At 63.5% G+C, this 18,468-nt stretch carries 11 protein-coding genes; 3 read left to right on the top strand and 8 right to left on the bottom strand.

Annotation, left to right across the window (positions count from 1 at the left end; translation table 11 throughout):
* Nucleotides 1–14: 14 nt before the first annotated feature.
* The 6 genes from FHS84_RS10195 to FHS84_RS10170 all read right to left on the bottom strand — a co-directional run bounded on the left by FHS84_RS10195 (nt 15) and on the right by FHS84_RS10170 (nt 8,548).
* On the bottom strand, nt 15–995 hold the full coding sequence (locus FHS84_RS10195) for a retroviral-like aspartic protease family protein (RefSeq protein WP_166933717.1): 981 nt from the start codon (nt 993–995) through the stop codon (nt 15–17).
* A 234-nt stretch (nt 996–1,229) separates the two neighbouring features.
* Nucleotides 1,230–4,097 carry a glycoside hydrolase family 3 protein gene (locus FHS84_RS10190; protein WP_166933715.1) on the bottom strand — a complete coding sequence of 956 codons (2,868 nt, stop codon included), beginning with the start codon at nt 4,095–4,097 and terminating at the stop codon, nt 1,230–1,232.
* A gap of 147 nt (nt 4,098–4,244) precedes the next feature.
* On the bottom strand, nt 4,245–5,111 hold the full coding sequence (locus FHS84_RS10185; RefSeq protein WP_166933713.1) for an aldose 1-epimerase: 867 nt from the start codon (nt 5,109–5,111) through the stop codon (nt 4,245–4,247).
* A gap of 2 nt (nt 5,112–5,113) precedes the next feature.
* Complete coding sequence (locus FHS84_RS10180; protein WP_166933711.1) at nt 5,114–6,583, bottom strand: sugar porter family MFS transporter; 1,470 nt, start codon at nt 6,581–6,583, stop codon at nt 5,114–5,116.
* Between the two features lie 255 nt (nt 6,584–6,838).
* Nucleotides 6,839–7,948 carry a LacI family DNA-binding transcriptional regulator gene (locus tag FHS84_RS10175; RefSeq protein WP_166933707.1) on the bottom strand — a complete coding sequence of 370 codons (1,110 nt, stop codon included), beginning with the start codon at nt 7,946–7,948 and terminating at the stop codon, nt 6,839–6,841.
* 141 nt (nt 7,949–8,089) lie between these two features.
* Complete coding sequence (locus FHS84_RS10170) at nt 8,090–8,548, bottom strand: Rrf2 family transcriptional regulator (RefSeq protein ID WP_166933705.1); 459 nt, start codon at nt 8,546–8,548, stop codon at nt 8,090–8,092.
* Nucleotides 8,549–8,824: 276 nt separating this feature from the next.
* On the opposite strand from FHS84_RS10170, the gene FHS84_RS10165 reads away from it, so the two are divergent.
* The 3 genes from FHS84_RS10165 (at nt 8,825) to FHS84_RS10155 (ending at nt 13,589) form a co-directional block, all read left to right on the top strand.
* Nucleotides 8,825–10,900, top strand: coding sequence for a M3 family metallopeptidase (locus FHS84_RS10165; RefSeq protein ID WP_208393788.1), 2,076 nt, complete (start codon nt 8,825–8,827; stop codon nt 10,898–10,900).
* A gap of 287 nt (nt 10,901–11,187) precedes the next feature.
* Complete coding sequence (locus FHS84_RS10160) at nt 11,188–11,946, top strand: ATP-binding protein (RefSeq protein WP_166933701.1); 759 nt, start codon at nt 11,188–11,190, stop codon at nt 11,944–11,946.
* A complete protein-coding gene (locus FHS84_RS10155) occupies nt 11,943–13,589 on the top strand; it encodes an ATP-binding protein (protein ID WP_166933699.1) in 1,647 nt (548 codons plus the stop codon). Before FHS84_RS10160 ends, FHS84_RS10155 begins: the two co-directional genes overlap by 4 nt.
* Nucleotides 13,590–14,578: 989 nt before the next feature.
* Here the strand turns inward: FHS84_RS10155 and FHS84_RS10150 are convergent.
* Both FHS84_RS10150 and FHS84_RS10145 read right to left on the bottom strand, forming a co-directional pair.
* The gene (locus FHS84_RS10150; protein ID WP_166933689.1) at nt 14,579–15,265 is read right to left on the bottom strand and encodes a hypothetical protein; all 687 of its coding nucleotides are present in this window, start codon (nt 15,263–15,265) and stop codon (nt 14,579–14,581) included.
* A gap of 88 nt (nt 15,266–15,353) precedes the next feature.
* A complete protein-coding gene (locus FHS84_RS10145; protein WP_166933686.1) occupies nt 15,354–18,401 on the bottom strand; it encodes a DUF748 domain-containing protein in 3,048 nt (1,015 codons plus the stop codon).
* Between the last annotated feature and the right edge of the window lie 67 nt (nt 18,402–18,468).

The raw sequence follows: 18,468 nt of genomic DNA, 5'->3' as shown, positions 1-18,468 counted from the left end.
CCTGCCGGCACGGCTCAAACGTTTTTCGCCAGCAGCATGGACGCGAGATCGAAGCGGATTTCCTTCATGCCGTAGTCGATCGAAACCTGCGCGAACTGGCGCAGGAAGTTCATCCCGATCAGCAGCGCCGGCTGGTTCGACAGGCCCCAGACGTCGAAGATTGCCATGTCGGCGATCGCCACCACCGCATCGGTGAAGCTCACCGAATGCAGCCGGATATGGTCGACGCGGACAACCGAGCCCATGATGACGCCGCCGGTGATGCCGGTGATCGGCAGCACGCCGACCGTGCGCATCTTGGGGTTTTCCTCGAGCAATTCCCGAAGCAGCATGGAATTGCCGACCGAAATCTGCGCTCCGGAGTCGAGGAAGCAGGTCGTGCTGACGCCGTCGACACGGCAGTTCAGCGACCGCAGATGCCCCATGGTGCCGCGCACCGGCACATAGGCTTCCGTCGGACGCCGCACCTGGAACGCGGTCTGCGAGCGCGACGTGGACACTCTGAGGGCGCGGTTGGCGAAATCGAGGGTCACACGCGAGCCGTCCACGGCATCGAGGCCGAGATAGCCGTCGGCCCCCATATAGTTCCGCGGCAACATCGGCATCATCAGATTGCGCCGGGTGAGAGTGCCGAAAGTGAGATTGGCGACCGGTACGACCCTGGTCGAGAACGTCCGCACCACGCCCTGGACCGATACCTCGGTCCCGCGCACCAGCCCGAGCGAGACCGCAAGGTCCTCGGCGATCACCGAACGGTCGGCACCAGTGTCGATCACGAAACGGAACGGCCCATGGCCGTTGATCATCACCGGAATGGTCATGTGCTCGTCGGCATCGTTGCCGGCGGCAATCCGCGCCGCATCGTCGACGGGTACACCGGGCTGAGGCGGCGCGATCGTCTGCGCCCAGCCCATCTGGGTCAATGCGGCTCCGGCTGCTCCGGTAGCAACGAAACGCCTGCGCGACAGCCTTGTGGCTTCAGTCTCTGCACGCATCTTCGCCCTCCGATCCGTGCTGGCAGACGCGATTGTCGTGAGCCGTTATGTCCAAACTGTGTCTAGGCCCAGCTGCTCCAGCACTCCGTCGATTTCGAACGTATGCGGATTTTACCACCCAACACCACGTTCGCGTTGGGAAATCTTCACTCGCAGAAGGTGAAGAAGCCAGAACCGTATCGGACCCAAAGCTTCACAAGCGCGTGACCGGCGGCAACTAAGCCGCCGGCCGCTTCAGTGATGGCGCTTGCGGGACGATTTACGATCGCTATGGACCGCGCTCTTCTTGCTCGAGGTGACGCCGGTCTTCTTCTTTTTCTTGGAGCCGTGGGCGTATTTCGACTTGGGCGCGCCGGGATCGGCCGACGCCGCATGCCCCGGCCCCGTCATGGCCGCCGCCGCGGTGACCGGCGGAACCTGGGCACAACTGAGGGCCTCGCCGTCGCGGGAAATCTTAACCGACTGGATCGAGACATCGAGCCCCTTGGTCGCCGTCAGGGCAAAGCCGGTCGGCACGCTGGAGAGATCGGCACCTGCCCCGCGCAGGCAGGCCAGCGGGACGTTCAAGGTCGTGTAGCCACGACCAGCAAGCCCGCGCAGGGTGTCGGTGAAATCGAGCTTGCCGCCGCAAAGCGGGCCGCAGCCCATCGCCAGCACGACATTCGACTCCGGCGCCCGGTCGACCCTGAGCGTCATCGCAAGACCCAGACCGCGGTCGGCTTCGCCGGAGAAGTCGGCCGGCGCCCCGGAGATATGGAAGCTCACCGGTACGCGCGTCGACCACGTCACGTCGACCCCCGAGGACGAACGCGACGCCGTTAATCCGGCTTGCGTCGCCTTGGACGAGGCCCGCGTGACGACCCGTTCGCCGCCGACATACAAGTTCCAGCCGGAAGCCGGAGCACCATTGTCGAGGAGCACGCCATGGTCGGTGGTCCCGGCCGGCAGGACGGCCGCGGCCGGCTGCATCGCAGCAGCCTGGCGTGCCGGCACCGCCACTGCCAGCGGACCGATGTTCTGCGGCGCGCCGTAGGTCAGTCCGTAGCCGAACGGGAACAGCGGGAAATACGGTTCGGTGCCGACATTGTTGGCGTACTGATCGGGCGACCGCGGCCAGGAGAAGGACAGCCGTCCGCGGAAATCATAGGCGACCGAACCATCGGCATGAGAGAACAGGAGGTCGGCAACGCCTTCGCCCTCGGTGCCCGGCCAGAACGCGGCGACGAAGGCGTTGGAGGCGTTGATCTCGGGCGTGACGTAGAGCGGACGGCCCGACAGGAACACAGCCACCACCGGAATCCCTTGCGACTGCAGACGCTGCAGCAGCTTCAGATCGCGCTTGGTGCCCGGCTGGTATTCGAGAGTCGAGATATCGCCCTTGCCTTCGGCATAGGCGTCTTCGCCGAACACGACGATGGCGACGTCCGGGCGTTCGCGGAAGGCGCCGTCGAGCGAATAATCGGCGGTGCCGCCGGCGGCTTCGACGTTGGCCTTGATGCCTTCATAGACCGTCGTGCCGTGCGGGAAGTCGGCCCGCGTCGTCTCGGTGCCTTGCCAAGTAATGGTCCAGCCGCCGGTCTGCTTCGACATGTTCTGCGCGCCGTCGCCGGCTACCAACACATGGCTGCGCGGAGAAAGCGGCAGCAAACCGCCGTCGTTCTTGAGCAGCACGGCCGACTCGCGCACCGCCTGCCGCGCCACGGCGCGATGCTCAGCCGAGCCGAGCAATTCGTAATGCCCGGCATACGCCCGCTGCGACGGCCGGCCGGCCGTCATCAGTCCGGATTCGAATTTGACGCGCAGGATACGGCGCACCGCTTCATCGATGCGCGCCATCGGAATTTGGCCGGAACTCGCCTGATTGATGAGATTGCCGTAGAGCGCCTTCCAGTCGTCGGCCGTCATGATCATGTCGATGCCGGCATTGACCGCCTGCGGACAATTCGAACGCGTGCAACCGGGCACATCGGCGATGCCGTGATAATCGCTGATGACGAAACCGTCGAAGCCGAGACGTCCGACCAGGACGTCGCTGACGAGGCCCTTCTGGCCGTGCATCTTGAGGCCGCGCCAGCCGGAATAGGACACCATCACGTTCTTGGCGCCCGCCTTGATGGCAGCAAGATAGGGCGCACCGAAGAGATCGCGAACCGCCGGCTCGGAGTAGGTCATGTTGCCGGCATTGACGCCGTCGTCGGTGGCACCGTCGCCGATGAAATGCTTGATCGACGCGAGCACGTGCCCGTTCTTGAGGTAATCGGCACTACCCGGCTTGCCCTGCAAACCTTCGACCATGGCGACTGCGTTCGCGGACACCAGCCGCGGCTCTTCGCCGAACCCTTCATAGGAGCGGCCCCAGCGGTCGTCGCGGATCACGGCAATGGTCGGCGCAAACGTCCAGTCCTGGCCGGTGACGCGGATTTCCTGCGCGGCGATCTCGCCGAGGCGGCGCACCAGATCGGGATCGCGCATCGCACCGAGGCCGATATTGTGCGGGAAAATCGTAGCCCCGATGATGTGGCCGTGGCCGTGCACCGCATCGATGCCCCACATGACCGGAATACGCAGCCGGGTCCGCATCGAGGCATCGTAGTATTCGTCGGCGGCCCGGAGCCAATCGGGCGCGGGCGCGCGCAGATTTCCGTACGGGCCCGCGCTGCCGCCATTCAGCACCGAGCCGAGGTGATAACGGGTCACATCGTCGGGCGTGACGTTCCGGATGTCGGGCTGCAGCATCTGGCCGATCTTCTCTTCCAGCGTCATCTGCGCCAGGAGACGGGAGACCTCGGCCTCGATGGCCGCGTTCTTGGGCGGCGGCGGATTGGAAGGCCAGATTTCGGGATGGACGACCGTGGAAGTGGGGAACGAAGCCTCGGCCACCGACGCGGTGGACGTGGATGCCGGTACGGCCGCCGGTGCGGGAGCCGGGGCCGGCTGCGGCGCAGCGGTCTCGGCCGGGGACGAAGCCTCGGCATCGGACAGACCGATCCAGGACGCCGGATCCTTGAAACTCATGTTCGAGCACGCGGCCAGGGTCACGGCCCCCGCAATCAGTGCGGTGTAGCGGAGTTTGCGTGCCGTATTAGTCTTGTACGCGCGCATGCGCCGGTCTCTCCTGGATCGTTGGCGGGCGGACCATAAAGCGCTTCCGCCATTGTGGAAACCCGGTATTCGATCCGCCACCACGGCCGCGAAAAGCAAAACGCCGGCCACAAAGGACCGGCGTTCTGTCAAGTCACATTCGTTCGACTACAGTGCGCGCACCGCAATACGCATTTCGAGCGAAACCGCGGCACCAGGAGCCAGCACTTTGGCTCCCGTGACCTCAGGCGATTCGCTGCGGTTGAATGCGTTGGGCATCGCAGTCGTCGGCTCGGCACAGAAGAAGTCGGCGCCTTCCGGCATGAACGCATGCAGGAACGCGCTGTTGTCCGAAGCCGTCAGCGCGATCTCGAGCCCGAGTTCGGGCTGGGTGATGATCGCGGGCCCCTGCCACCCGGTAAAGGTGTTGTCGACAAACGGCGCCTTCGACACAACCTGGCCGGCGTTGAGATCGACCAGCCGGCCGGCCTCCACGAGATCGGTCGGCAACATGGTTTCGTCGGCGAGCCACATGCCCTTCACGGACGCTTTCAGCGTCGAGCCGGGACGGCGCGGGAAGTAGGGATGCACACCGAGGCTATAGGGCATCGGCTTGTCGGCGCGGTTCTTCAGCGTGAGCGCGAGCACCATGCCGTCTTCGGTCATCGTGAACACCTGCTCGGCCGTGTAGGCCCAGTCCCAGGCATCCGCCGCATGTTCGAACACGAGGCTGAGGCGGTCGCGCGACAGCACCTCGACCTTCCACGGGGCCTGCCAGCCGTGACCGTGCAGGGAATGCGGATGCTCTCCGAAATTCAGCGGCAGGCGATAGGTCCGGCCGCCGAAATCGAAGATACCGCCCGCGATGCGATTGGCGTACGGCACCAGCGGAAACGAGCACATTTCGAGCACGTTGGTTTCGCCCGGCTTCACCGGACGCATCACGGGCTTGCCCGCCATCTCGAAACGCGTGATGGCTCCGCCGAAGTCTGGGGCGATGTCGAGTTCGAATTTGCCCCGTCCGAGAGTGATCATAGTCAGTTCATACCCTTGCGATGCAGGTGCCAGACGTTCTCCATTTCCTCAAGGCTCTTGCCTTTGGTCTCCGGCACGTACTTCCAAACAAACACGGCGGCCGCAACTGCGCACACGCCGTAAAGCCAATAAGCAAAGCCGTGGTTGAACGCGGCATTGAGCGCAGACGAACCGTCCATCATCGGGAAGGTCTGCGACACCACGAAGTTGGCGATCCACTGCGCCGCCACGCCGATCGACATGGCCTGGCCCTTGATCGAGTTGGGATAGATCTCGGCCAGCAGCACCCACACGATCGGACCCCAGGAGAAGGAGAAGCCGATGATGTAGACCACCACGGCGGCGATCGCGATGTAGGACGAACCGCCCGCACCGCCGGTCGTGCCGGTCGCGCTGACCAGATGCAGATGGAACAGGAAGCCGAGCAGGAGCATCGCGCCCGCCATGATGACGGCGCCCCAGAACAGCAGCGGCTTGCGGCCAAACTTCTCGACCGTGAAGGTCGCCACCAGGGTGAACAGCGTCATCGACACGCCGACGAACCAGGCCGACATCTCGAAGGCGTCGCTCTGGCTGGCGCCCATGTTCTCGAACATGTGCGGCGCGAAATAGAGCACCGCATTGATGCCGACGAGCTGCTGGAACACCGAAAGCGCGATGCCGACCAGAATCACCATCCAGCCGTAGCTGAGCAGCGGACGGGTGTGCTCGACCAGCGTCGCCTTGATCTCGGCGTGGGTCTTCTCGGCTTCGCCGTCGCCGAACAGGCGCTTCAGAAGGGCGAGCGCCTCGGCGTTGCGGTCCTTCAGCACCAGAAAGCGCGGCGTCTCCGGCACCAGCAGCATGAAGAAGATCAGCAGCGTCGCCGGAATCGCGGCGGACGCCAGCATGAAGCGCCAGCCGTCCTGCATCAGGAATTCGTGGGTACGGCCCGACTGAATCCAGAAATTGACGAAATAGACGAGATTGATGCCGACCACGATGGCGATCTGCTCGAAGGTCAGGAGCATGCCGCGGATGTGGGTCGGCGCCATTTCGCCGATGTACATCGGCGCCAGCATCGACGCCATGCCGATCGCGGTGCCGCCCATCAGGCGATACATGATGAAGGCCGGCAGCGCCTTTTCGTGGGTGGCGCCGAACAGGCTCCAGAAGAATTCCGGATAACCGGCGCCGACGCTCGACACGAAGAACAGAACGCCCGCGATCAACAGGCCCCATTTGCGGCCGATGCGGGTCGAAATCGGACCGGCGATCAGCGCGCCGATCACGCAGCCCAGAAGCGCACACGAAACGGCGAAACCCCAAACCAGATTTTCCCAGCCCTCGCTCAGGTGCCACGGCTTGACGAAATTCTCTTTGATCGCGTCGGTAGCACCGGAGATCACCGCGGTGTCATAACCGAACAACAGACCGCCCAGCGTGGCGGCTACCGTCAAACCCGTAATCAGCCCGTAATTTACTTTGGCCATTCAGTTTTCTCCCAGCGAGCGGGCTCGCGTTCTGGTGCGCACAGGCTCTTGGCGGCCTGCCAATCCTGTCTCCATACCGTATCTTCCGGAGCCGATATATTGATAGCGTTACCAGCTAGCGGGCGGCAATGTGTCCAGGACTTTAGTAGTATGGAAGCGCTGTCATAACCCCGTCAACGATCAGGGAGCCGGCGGGCGGGTCCGCCGCCGCGATAGATGCGCGCAAGCGCTTGGTTACCGCGCAACCGCAGGTACTTATTCGGCCGCCGGCTTGGGCTGAGTCTTGGGAAGATTGGGCGGCGCCGCCGATCCGCGCTTGATGAGCGAATAGGTGACGAGGTGGTCAACCGACTTGGCCTCGCCGTTGCGCTTGTGGGTGCGGATCGCCTGGACGATGAGATCGAGTGCAATCTCGGCCATGGCGGTGATCGGCTGGCGGATGGTGGTGAGTTCCGGCCAGATGTTGGTCGCGATGGACGTGTCGTCGAAACCGACCACCGACAGATCGCGCGGCACGTCGAGCCCCTTGCGGTGGGCGACCGATACCGCGGCCGCGGCCATGTCGTCGTTGGCGGCGAAGATGGCGGTCGGGAACTGCTTCAGGGTGAGCAGCGTCTCGGCGGCGTCGAGCCCCGAACGGTAGCTGAAATAGCCCTGCACCATCAGCACCGGATCGTGCTTGATGCCGGCCTCGGCGAGCGCGCTGAGGAAGCCCTTCTCGCGTTCGATCGATGCGGTCTGGTTGGGATGGCCCTTGATGAAGCCGATGCGGCGATGGCCCAGCCCGAGCAGGTAATTGGTCATTTCGCGCGCCGCCGCATAATCGTTGATGCGCACGCAGCTCGCTTCCTTGCCGAACCGGCCGGTGGCGACCGCAACGGTCGGAAGACCGGTGATTTTGAGCTCGTCGAGGACGTCGTGGCTTTCGCACAGAGGCGGCGGCAGGATCACGCCCGCAGCTCCGCTTGCCAGCAGTTTGCGGACCGCGCCGCGTTCGCCGGCGCTGGTCGCCTCGCATTTCTCGAGCATGATCTGCACCGAGGTGCGGCTGGCTTCGTCGAGCGCGCCGACCAGGAATTCGGTGAGATAGGCGGCCGACGGATTGGAATAGATGAGGCCGATCCTGGCCGCTTCCGCGCCGGCCAGCGAACGGGCGGCCGGATTGGGCGAGTAGCTCAGCGCCTTGACGGCGGCCAGAACGGCGGCGCGCGTGGCGGGGCGCACATTCTTCTCGCCGTTAACCACACGGCTGACGGTCATCGGCGAAACGCCAGCCCGGCGGGCGACATCGAGAATGGTCGTGGCGCCGCGCTGTTTGCGCGACGACGGCTTCTTGGAATCGAGCGGTTCGGTGGTGCGGGCCATCCTGGCCTTCAAAGCTGAAGTGCGGTTCCGGACCCCTCGTCCGGAATCGTGAGCCGTCGGCTCGGGGTCCTGTTTATTCCACCCGCCCCGATTTGTGAAACGTGAAGCGAGCCGGAAGGCCCCAATCGTACGGAATCAACCTCAGAGAGCGGCCGCCGCGCCTTCGGCCAAGAGCCGGCGCATCCGCGTCGCCTTGCCGGGAGCCTGGGAGACGTCGGCGAGCGAGGTCCGGTCGAGCACCTCGAGGAAGGCCTGGACCGCCTCGTCGAGCGGCTTCCTGAGACCGCAGGCCGGCGTCACCACGCAGGTGTTGCGGCGGCGGTCGAAACACTCGACCATGGCAAAACCGTCTTCGGTGGCGCGAACCACCGCGCCGATCTTGATCGCAGCTGGGTCCATTCCCAGCTTCAGGCCGCCGTGACGGCCGCGAACGGACGCGACGAAACCCGCCTGGATCAACGTCTGCGCCACCTTCATCAGGTGATTGCGCGAAATCCGATAACGCTGCGCAACACTGGCGATGGTGTGAAGCTCTTCCGGTTCGAGCGCCAGCAGCATCAACATGCGAAGCGCATAATCTGTGTGCAGAGTAAGGCGCACGGCATTTCTCCCAACTGCCGCATATGACCCGCGGCTTGCCGTCATCATAGCGGAGGACAGATCAGGACAGGTATTTTCAATGCCACTTTACCTATGACATCCTGACGCGGGTACTCGCGTGTGCGTGATTTGAGCGGGAACCCGTAACAGTGCGAGAATTGACATCAATCAATTTTCCACGCCAGCCAACCGTTCGAGGGTCGTGAATCCATGCAAAGACGCCAATTTCTGCTAGCTTCGGCCGCAGCAACCGCAATATCCGCGATGGGGCCCGTGATGGCAGCCGAACCGAAGTATCCGCTGCTCGATCCGTGGACCGGGCCTTACGGCGGCGTGCCGGATTTCCGCAAGGTCAAAGTCGACGAATTCAGCCCGGCCTTGAAACATGCGATCGCGCTCAACCGTGCAGAAATCGAGAAAATTGCCGGCAACAAGGCTGCGCCGACCTTCGCCAACACCATTGCCGCAATGGAAGATGCCGGCCGTCCGCTCGGCCGCGGCGCCTCGATCTTCAACATCTATACCTCCACCATGAACGACGACGTCATGAAGGAGATCGAGAAGGAGTTGATGCCGATCTACGCCGCTTTCGGCGATGAGGTGGTGCAGAATGAAAAACTGTTCGCCCGCACCAAGGCGGTCTACGACAAGCGCGAGTCGAGCGGCCTGACGCCGGAGCAGCAGCGCCTCGTCTGGGTCACCTATCGCCGCTTCGTGCGCGAAGGCGCGGCGCTGGATCCGGCCGGCAAGAAGCGGATGGCCGAGATCAACCAGGACCTCGCCAAGCTCTACACGCAGTTCAATCAGAACGAATTGCTCGACGAAGAAACCGTGTGGCTGACGGTCGAAAAGAAGGACCTCGACGGCCTGCCGGACTGGCTGGTGTCGGCGGCGGCGGAAGCGGCCAAAGAGAAGGCGGCCAAAGACAAGCAGTACGAAGGCAAGTACGTCTTCGCCAACACGCGTTCGGCGATCGAACCGCTGCTCACCTATTCGACCAAGCGGGACCTGCGCGAAAAAGCCTTCCGCATGTGGACGAGCCGCGGCGACAACAACGACGCCCACGACAACAAGGCGATCATCACCAAGATCTGCGCCCTGCGCGCCGAGAAGGCCAAGCTGCTCGGCTATCCGACCTTCGCGCACTGGATCTGCGACTATCAGATGGCGAAGACCCCCGACGCGGCGATGGACCTTCTGATGAAGGTGTGGAAGCCGGCGGTGGCGCGCGTCGCCGAAGAAGTCGCCGACATGCAGAAGATCGCCGACGCCGAAGGCGCCAAGATCAAGATCGCGCCGTGGGACTATCGTTTCTATGCCGAGAAGGTGCGCAAGGCGAAGTACGATCTCGACGAGAGCGTGATGAAGCCGTACCTGCAGCTCGACAAGATCCGCGAAGGCATGTTCTGGGCGGCGGGCAAGGTGCACGGCCTTGCCTTCACCGAAGTCCATGGCCTGCCGACGGTGCACAAGGACATCCGCATCTTCGACGTCACCCGCGACGGCAAGCATGTGTCGCTGTGGTACTTCGATCCCTATGCCCGCGCCGGCAAGAGCTCGGGCGCCTGGATGAACGAATACCGCACCCAGGAACGCTTCAAGACGCCGATCACGCCGATCGTCTCCAACAACTGCAACTTCGTACCGGCCGGCGAAGGCAAGCCGGTGCTGATCTCGTGGGACGACGCCACGACCATGTTCCATGAATTCGGCCACGCCCTGCACGGCATGAATTCGAACGTCACCTATCCCTCGCTCGCCGGCACCAGCGTGGTGCGCGACTTCGTCGAGTTCCCCAGCCAGCTCAACGAGCATTGGCTGCCGACCAACGAAGTGCTGTCGCGCTTTGCGGTGCACTACGAAACCGGCAAGCCGATGCCGGCGGAACTGGTCGCCAAGATCAAGAAGTCGAAGACCTTCAACCAGGGCTTCTCGACCGTGGAATATCTCGCCTCGGCGATCCTCGACATGAAGATCCACCTGGCGGGCGCCACCCCGATCGACGCGGCAACGTTCGAAAAGACGACGCTCGCCGAAATCGGCATGCCGAGCGAAATCGTCATGCGCCACCGCCTGCCCCACTTCGGGCACATCTTCGGCGGCGAAGGCTATGCCGCCGGCTACTTCAACTACATCTGGGCCGAAGTGCTGGTGGCCGATGCGGCGGAGTATTTCGAAGAGGCGCCGGGCGGCTTCTACGATGCGGCGCTGTGCAAGAAGCTGCACGACGACATCATCTCGGTCGGCAACACGGTCGAGGCGGCGGATGCCTATCGCAAGTTCCGCGGCCGCGATGCGACGGTCGATGCCTTGATGCGCGATCGCGGCTTCCCGGCTCCGGCCAAGGCCTGACCGCAAATACCTATCGCGTGCGCGAAGCGCCGTCCGCAAGGGCGGCGCTTTTCGTTTGAGACCGGCGTTCGAGCGCGGCGGCAGCAAAGCTTTAGTAACCGGTGTTAACGGGAATGTTAACGTGTGCCACGGCCGGTACCGCGCGCTCTGGTTTTAAAGCTTACTTAGCAGGAGGTCTGCTATTTCACCTTACAGGTGAAAAGCATAGGGCCGGAGAAATGGCAGCCGGATCGCGGCAAGGGCGCACATCGCTCCTTTCCCGATACACATTCGATCTCGGACAGTGCGTGTCGCGCCAGCGCGGCGAACGCGCGCTCAAGGCCGCTGCCATGGAACAAGCCCTGGCATCCCGCACCAAATCCGAATTCCTCGCCAACATGAGCCACGAGCTCAGGACGCCGCTCAACGCCATCATCGGGTTCTCCGACATCATCGCCAGCCAGCCCAGCCTGGCGCGGGAACGCACCAGCGAATACGCCGGACTGATCAACGATGCCGGCCAACATTTGCTCGCAGTCATCTCCGACATTCTCGACGTCGCCAAGATCGAGAGCGGCACCTTCGAACTCGATCTCGAACGGTTGCCTTTGCGCGACATTCTCCTCGGCGCCATCTCGCTGATGCAGCATCGCATCGACGAAAAAGCGCAGACCCTTGCGGTCGTCCTGCCCGACGGCCTGCCGCCGGTGCGCGCCGACGGCCGCCGCCTCAAGCAGATCGTCATCAATCTGCTGAGCAACGCCCACAAATTCACGCCCCCCGGCGGCACCATCACGCTCGCGGCCGTTGCGGTCGACAGCCACTACGTCGCCGTCTCGGTGCGCGATACCGGCATCGGCATGAACCCCGCGCAAATCGAAGTGGCACTCAAGCCATTCGGACAAGTATGCGGCGGTCCTACCCGCAGCCACGAAGGAACCGGCCTCGGCCTGCCCATCGCCAAGGCCCTGGTCGAACAGCACGGCGGGCGACTGTGGCTAGACAGCGCCGAAGGGCGCGGGACCACAGTCGCTTTTACAATTCCCGCCGAGGAGACGTCCCGATGAGTTATACCGGCCTCGACAGCAGATCCGCACCGCGTCCCAGCACGTCGCCGCGCGCCGGCCACATCGTTTCGGTCGCGGGCGCCCAAGCCGTCGCGGTGATGGAGAAGACCGGCGCCGGCCACGTCCGCATCGAGATCGGCTCCACCCTGGCCATCCCGACACCGCACGCCCTCGTCATCGGCATCGTGTCGGCGGTCAGCGTGCCGATGCCCGACGCCGCGTCGGGCGCCGAGGAAGTCAATCTTCTCGAACTCAATCTCGCCGGCGAAATCGTGCTCGATCCGGTCAAAGGACGCGTGTTCCGCCGCGGCGTCTCTTGCCTTCCCACCATCGGCGATCCCGTGCATCCGGCCGATCGCGATGCGGTGTCGCTCGCCTATACGCGGCCCGACGCGGAAACCATCGAAGTCGGCACGCTGTACCAGCATCCCGACGTCTCGGCCCGGCTTCTGGTCGACGACCTGATCGGCAAGCACTTTCTCGTCGTCGGCACCACCGGCTGCGGCAAATCCACGGCGCTGACCTGCATCCTCAAAAGCCTCTTGCCGCAATACCGCCAGGCGCGGATCGTGGTGCTCGACATTCACGGCGAATACGCCGCCGCGTTCGGCGCGCAGGCGGAGGTCATCAATCCCTCCAATCTCAACCTGCCGTTCTGGCTCTTGAACTTCAACGAACTCACGGCGGCCTTCGCCACGCCCGGCGACGAGGCCGAAATCGAAATCCTCACCGACGCGGTGGTGTGGGCCAAGCGGCGCTATTCCGATGCCTTCGCCGGACGGGTCCGCCGCTCGCAGTCCGAAACCACCTGCATCACCGTCGACACGCCGGTGCCGTTCCGCCTTGCCGATCTGGTCGCCTATTGCGACGAACAACTCGGCAAGCTCGACCGCGCGCTTCACACGTTGCCGTACAAGCGGCTGAAGAACCGGATCGAAACGCTGGTCAGCGACTCCCGCTACAGCTTCATGTTCGGCAGCGTGATGATCGAAGACACCATGACCGACGTGCTCGGGCGCCTGTTCCGCGTGCCGGTCGGCGACAAGCCGATCACGGTGCTCGACCTTTCCACCGTGCCGGGCGAGATCATGGATGTGGTGATCTCGGTGATTTCGCGGCTCGCCTTCGACCTCGCGAGCTGGAGCGAAGCGCGCCTGCCGCTGATGATCGTCTGCGAAGAAGCCCATCGCTACGCGCCCGCCGAGGGCGGCGGCAAGTTCATGCCCACCCGCCAGGCGCTGGCGCGCATCGCCAAGGAAGGACGCAAATACGGCGTCGCCCTCGCCCTCATCACCCAGCGGCCGTCGGAACTCGACACCACTATCCTGTCGCAATGCTCGACCGTCATCGCCATGCGCCTCTCGACCGAGCGCGATCAGGCGGTGATCCGCGCCAACACCCATGAAGGCGCGCTCGATCTGTTGGATTTCCTGCCGCTGCTCGGCGACCGCGAAGCGATCGTCTTGGGCCAAGGCTCGGTGATGCCGATGCGCATCCGCTTCAAGGACATGCACACCGCCCGCTCGGCGCATGTGCAGCAGGCCTCGTTCAGCCACGCCTGGCGCACCGTCGACATCAGCCGCGAGGAACTGGCGCAGATCGTGCGGCGCTGGCGCTCGCCGGCGGCGAAGAAGGGAATGTAATCGACGACAGTGCCCGAAGAAGCCCATAAGAAAATGGCGGGACCCCGGTCCCGCCGTTTTTTCTTCCAGACTTCGAGGCGGAAGGTCTTGCATTCGCGTGTCACGGCGAATGGGCCTGCACCTGACTGGCTCCGCGAGGTTCGCAGCTTGGCCGCCAGTGTATTGTCCGCGATGCGCGGCGGGTCGTTGTCACCCGGAACACTGGATCGGCCCTGCATGGCGCGCCACAAGCTCGCGCGTCCAAGCCTCTGTGTACACTTGTCGTTCGGACTGTATTACCGGCCGCGATGATCGCGCACCTGATGATCGTCACTCCTGATGGTTTCAGGATAGACGTGGGAACGCGAAGGGCGCCGTTCAAGAGAGCAAACGTCCATAATTATCACGTTTTTTCGGTGAGTGAGAGGCAGGTGCAAAGCGCCATCCCCCACGAGGTCCCAACAAGAGACTTGCTAGCCGTTAGGCGTAGAGCCTCCCTGCGTACAATGATCACCTACATTCCACTGGGTCAAGCCACGGCACAACTCTTGATCATTCAAGTTACACTTACTGCCATCGTCTAAGCAGCTGATATTCCACTTCGCCCCCGCATTACGCGTTCCGGCGTTGCACTGAATTTTTAGGTGCACCACGTGCCACTGGAATGCTCCATGACAATAGTAATTGGCGTCTTGTTTTGATGTCAGACAAAACTTGTCGTGACCGGGATAGCTATTGTCGATACAGCCAGCTGCACCAGCTGAGCTAATGCACCCAACGAGAACTAGAATTGAGGCATACACTTTCATGGAACCCTCCATTGTCTGTTCGGGGTCGCAATTTAATCGGAAGACCACACCCCTTCAATTTCATATTGTATGTAATTACTACAATTTTTCCTGGCAGCTACGGCAATCTTGTCGCGCCTAACACCGAGGGGACAATGTAGAGGACTGGTGAATTCACCTGTGAAGTGCATCGCAACAGGCTACGGCGAAGCAGGTTCACGCTCACGGTTCGCAGGTAATCGGGCCGGGGCGGGCGGTGTAGGCGGCTTTGCCGTTCGCGATGCGCACCTCGGCGTTGTAGGTGACGGTCGCCGGATAGCCGGTGATGTCGGCGACGTCGAGTTTCTTCTTGGCGATCTCATACGCCGTCCGGCAATCGGGCATCAGGGCGTCGTTGAGGCCGGATTGCGCTTTGATCGTGCCCCAGCACGCAGTCGCCGCGCCGTAATAAAGCGAGCAGTCGCGATTGATGGGACGGCGGTAGGCGAGCGTCAGCGCCTCGCCATCGAGCCGGACTGCGGTGAAGTCGCCGATGGCCGTATCGCTATCGACATACCGCCACAGTCGCGTGTCGAACACGGTGAAACCCGAGCCGAACTCCGCTTGCGGCGGATATTGCAGCACGATGAAAGGCCCCTTCACCCGCACCAGAGGCCAATGGCCGAAATTCAGTTCGCCTTTCATGGTGGCGGCGCACGTCCACGGGCCTTTGCCCTTGAGGATATAGACGATCGGCGTCGTCATGCCCTCGGCTTCCCATTTGAGCAGGAAGTTCGGAAAGGTCAGGCAGTGCAACACGGCCTTGCCGGTGGCCGGAATGAGCGCGGTCTTGAGCGGCGCATCGAACCCCGCCGACGCCGGAGCGGCGTATGCGAGAACGGATACAAGACCGACGACGGAGCACCGCACGACATCCCCCCGCGAGCGACTGCGGGATCGAGAATAGTCCGGAGCGGCAAAAAAGGGGAGATCACCCTCCCCTGGAGGGGGCTCTCGATCACGGATGGGCCGGCTGGACCGCTTGATCGGGCACGGGCGCCATGTCGACTTTGAGCGGCACGTCCTTGCCGTCGGCCTCGGCCTTTGCCACCGCGTCGAGCTTGATGCGGTCCATCGGCGCCTGGGCTTTCTGCAATTCGTTCAGAATCAAAGTCCCGCGGGCCTGCGCCAACTGCTGCAACGCGGCGTCGGTGACGACCTCGGCGGCGACGAGCTTGCGATAGAGCACGGCGTGGAAATCGGCGCCTTTGAGATCGGCGACTTCCGTGGCGCTGAGGTCTTTCTTCGACCCGATGATGCCGGTGAAGATCGCCATCATGCGCCCGGAGGTGCCCGTTTCGAGCTTGCCGGGATTGGCTTTGCCGAAGCCTTCGCGCATGGCCGCAAGACCGCCGTTGCCGAACTTGCCGGCATAGAGGGCTTCCAGCGCCTCCTTCACGTTCGGCTGGTCCGGGGTCAGAAGACCGGGATCGCCTTCGGTCGACAGACCGAGCTTGGCCGCGATCTGGCGGCGCAACTGCAAATCCTGCAACGCGGCACGGTCGGCTTCGCTCCAGGTGCCGTGCAGCGTGACGGCGAGTTTCGGATGTTTCTTCAATCCGGCGGCGAAAGCGGCAAGCTTCTCCTGCTCGGGCGGGCTCAACGCCGGACTGCCGGCCGCAAACACGATGCCGTCGAACTTGTCGTCGCCGCCGAACAGCGCACCCAGCGCCCGGAACGGCGCGGTCACGATCTTGGTCAGGACGTTGGTGATCGCCTTCCAGATGATGCCGCCGTAGCTGAACTTGGGATCGTCCAGGCTTCCCGACACCGGCAGGCCGAGATCGATGCGGCCGTCGGAATCTTCCAGGATCGCGATGGCGAGTTCGAGCGGCAGGTCCTTGGCTTGCGGACTCTGGACGCGCTCGCCCAACGTGATCTTGTCCATGATGATCTGGTTGTCGCCCATCATCTGCCGGTTCTTGATCTTGTACTGCAGATGCAGGGTCAGCTTGCCGGATTCGATCTTGCGTCCGGCGAACGTCGCCGAATAGGGCGTCAGCCGCGCCATCTCGACATTGGCAAAATCGACTTTGATGTCGAGATTGTCGGTCGGCTTGAAGAGATCGATCAGGCCTACGCCGTGCGCGGTGCCGTAATTGTCGATCTGGCCGTTGACCAGAAGCCGCGCCGGAGCGCCGCCTTGCCGGGTGGAGATATTCACCAGCGTGCCGTTCAGCGCGTGAATATGGGTGCCGAACGGCAGCGCCAGCGAATGGTCGGCGAATTCCATCTGGCTGCGCAGAATCCGCAGCCGGGCGATGTTCACCGGGAACAGCGGGGCCGCTTTGGCCGCCGGCGCCGGAGCGGCACTCTCGGCGGTGGCCGGTTGCGGTGCGCTCTGCGGCGGCGCGGGCTTGGCTGCCGGCGTGCGGAAGATCTTGGTGAAGTTGATCGACTTGTCCTTGGCGATAATCAGCCGCGTATCGAGACCATCGAGCACCAGTTCGCGCATCGCGAGCTTGGCGTTGCTCGCCGCCAGACTGGTGCTGGCCAGCGACGTCCACGCCAGAAAGACCTGCCCGTCGCCGGTGAGAATGCGCAAGTTGCGCACGGCAAAGCCGCCGGTGTAGTCCGCGTCCTTGCCCGCGAACACCAGATGGCCTTCGCTGGAAACGCTGCCGCTCGCCAGTTTGAGCGTCGTCGTGCGCGCCAGATACGGCTGAACCGGCGCGAGAGTCAGACCGTCCAGCTTGATCTGCAAATCGGCCGACGGTGCCGCTGCCACCACAGTCCCTTCCGCCGCGAAGGTGCCGCCGTCGCGCGAGCGCAGCGAGACTTTCACCGGCAACGGCTGGCTCAGGTCTTCACTGACCGGACCGGTTTCGGCGGCGATGTCCTGAAGCGCAAAATTCGCTCCGCCATCGCGCAATTCAACGCCATAGCCGGCAAGGCTCACACGCTCGATGCGGTAATGCCAGCCGCCGCCCTTCACTGATGTTTGTGGCGCAGCCGCCTGCTGTGCGGGCTTCGGCATCAGCGCCTGCCAATTGATCCGTCCCTTGGCGTCGCGCACGACCTCGACGCCGCCGCCCGATACCGCCAATTGCTTGAAGGCGATGCGCCGCTTCAAAAGATCGAAGCGTCCGCCGGTGAGCGCGATATACCCTGCCGTCGCCACCGCGGAGGGATCGGCCTTGCCTGCGATCTTGAAGCCGTCGAGGCGAACGGCGAGGCCGCCGAGCGTCACATTGAAGGCATCCTCGATCACGCCCGCCCGATAGGAGGTCGCGAAAGCCGCCACACCTTCGGGCGCCGCGATGGTCGCGGGAAGCGGCATGTAGGCGGCCAGACGCGGCAGCGAAATGCCGTCCACCCGCAAATGTCCGGCCATCAAAATGGGTTTGAGCGTCAAGACGCCGTCCCACGCGATAGTGGCACCGAAACTGGTTTTGGCGGTCACTTCATAGCGGCCTCTGCCGTTCGGCAGCGTCGACAGGTCGGTCAGTTCGAGCGCCATCGGCTCGATCCGGGCGGACCGTTCGGCCGCGGTCCGGCGGTCGATCAGCGTGGCCTGCGCCGCCGTCAGCGTAATCTTGCGAATGACGAGCCGCGGCAGTTCGGACGACGGCGTCTTTTCCTTGCTCCGAAACGCTTCGATCAGGCCGGACCAGTTGAGGCGGTTGTGCGGCAGGACGATCAGCGTGGCATCGAGATTGTCGAGCGCGATTTCGTCGAACACATAGGCGCGGCGGAACAGGCTGGTGGACGAAAAATCGACGATCAGGTCGCGGAACGACATCAGCGGCCGGCCGTCGGGCTCGGCGAGTTTCAGGTTCCTGAGATGCAGGCGGAGCAGGAAGGGATTGAACGACGGTTTGTCCATCGTCAGGTGATGACCGCTGCGCGCCAGGACGTATTTTTCCGATTGCGATTGCAGCAGCGGCGGCAGCGCCAGCCAGGCAAAGAGCAGCCAGGCGACATAGAGCCCGGCAAAGGCAATGAGGATATGGCGAATCCGGCGCAGGAAGGCGGCAATCGACGAAAGTGTGGACGCAGCGTTCATGTCTATCAGCCCCGGATCGGCTGTCCGATCTCACCCAAGGAATCCCGGCGGCCAAGGATACTCAGGG

This window comes from Rhizomicrobium electricum (genome assembly GCF_011762045.1).
Lineage (GTDB): Bacteria > Pseudomonadota > Alphaproteobacteria > Micropepsales > Micropepsaceae > Rhizomicrobium > Rhizomicrobium electricum.
Note: the sequence above shows the minus strand (reverse complement) of the source record. Positions and strands in the feature narration are given on the sequence as shown.

Bases quoted from the DNA above. Each gene is read 5' to 3' on its own strand.
- FHS84_RS10195 (WP_166933717.1), bottom strand. From the start codon at position 995: ATGCGTGCAGAGACTGAAGCCACAAGGCTGTCGCGCAGGCGTTTCGTT.
- FHS84_RS10190 (WP_166933715.1), bottom strand. From the start codon at position 4,097: ATGCGCGCGTACAAGACTAATACGGCACGCAAACTCCGCTACACCGCA.
- FHS84_RS10185 (WP_166933713.1), bottom strand. From the start codon at position 5,111: ATGATCACTCTCGGACGGGGCAAATTCGAACTCGACATCGCCCCAGAC.
- FHS84_RS10180 (WP_166933711.1), bottom strand. From the start codon at position 6,583: ATGGCCAAAGTAAATTACGGGCTGATTACGGGTTTGACGGTAGCCGCC.
- FHS84_RS10175 (WP_166933707.1), bottom strand. From the start codon at position 7,948: ATGGCCCGCACCACCGAACCGCTCGATTCCAAGAAGCCGTCGTCGCGC.
- FHS84_RS10165 (WP_208393788.1), top strand. From the start codon at position 8,825: ATGGCAGCCGAACCGAAGTATCCGCTGCTCGATCCGTGGACCGGGCCT.
- FHS84_RS10155 (WP_166933699.1), top strand. From the start codon at position 11,943: ATGAGTTATACCGGCCTCGACAGCAGATCCGCACCGCGTCCCAGCACG.
- FHS84_RS10145 (WP_166933686.1), bottom strand. From the start codon at position 18,401: ATGAACGCTGCGTCCACACTTTCGTCGATTGCCGCCTTCCTGCGCCGG.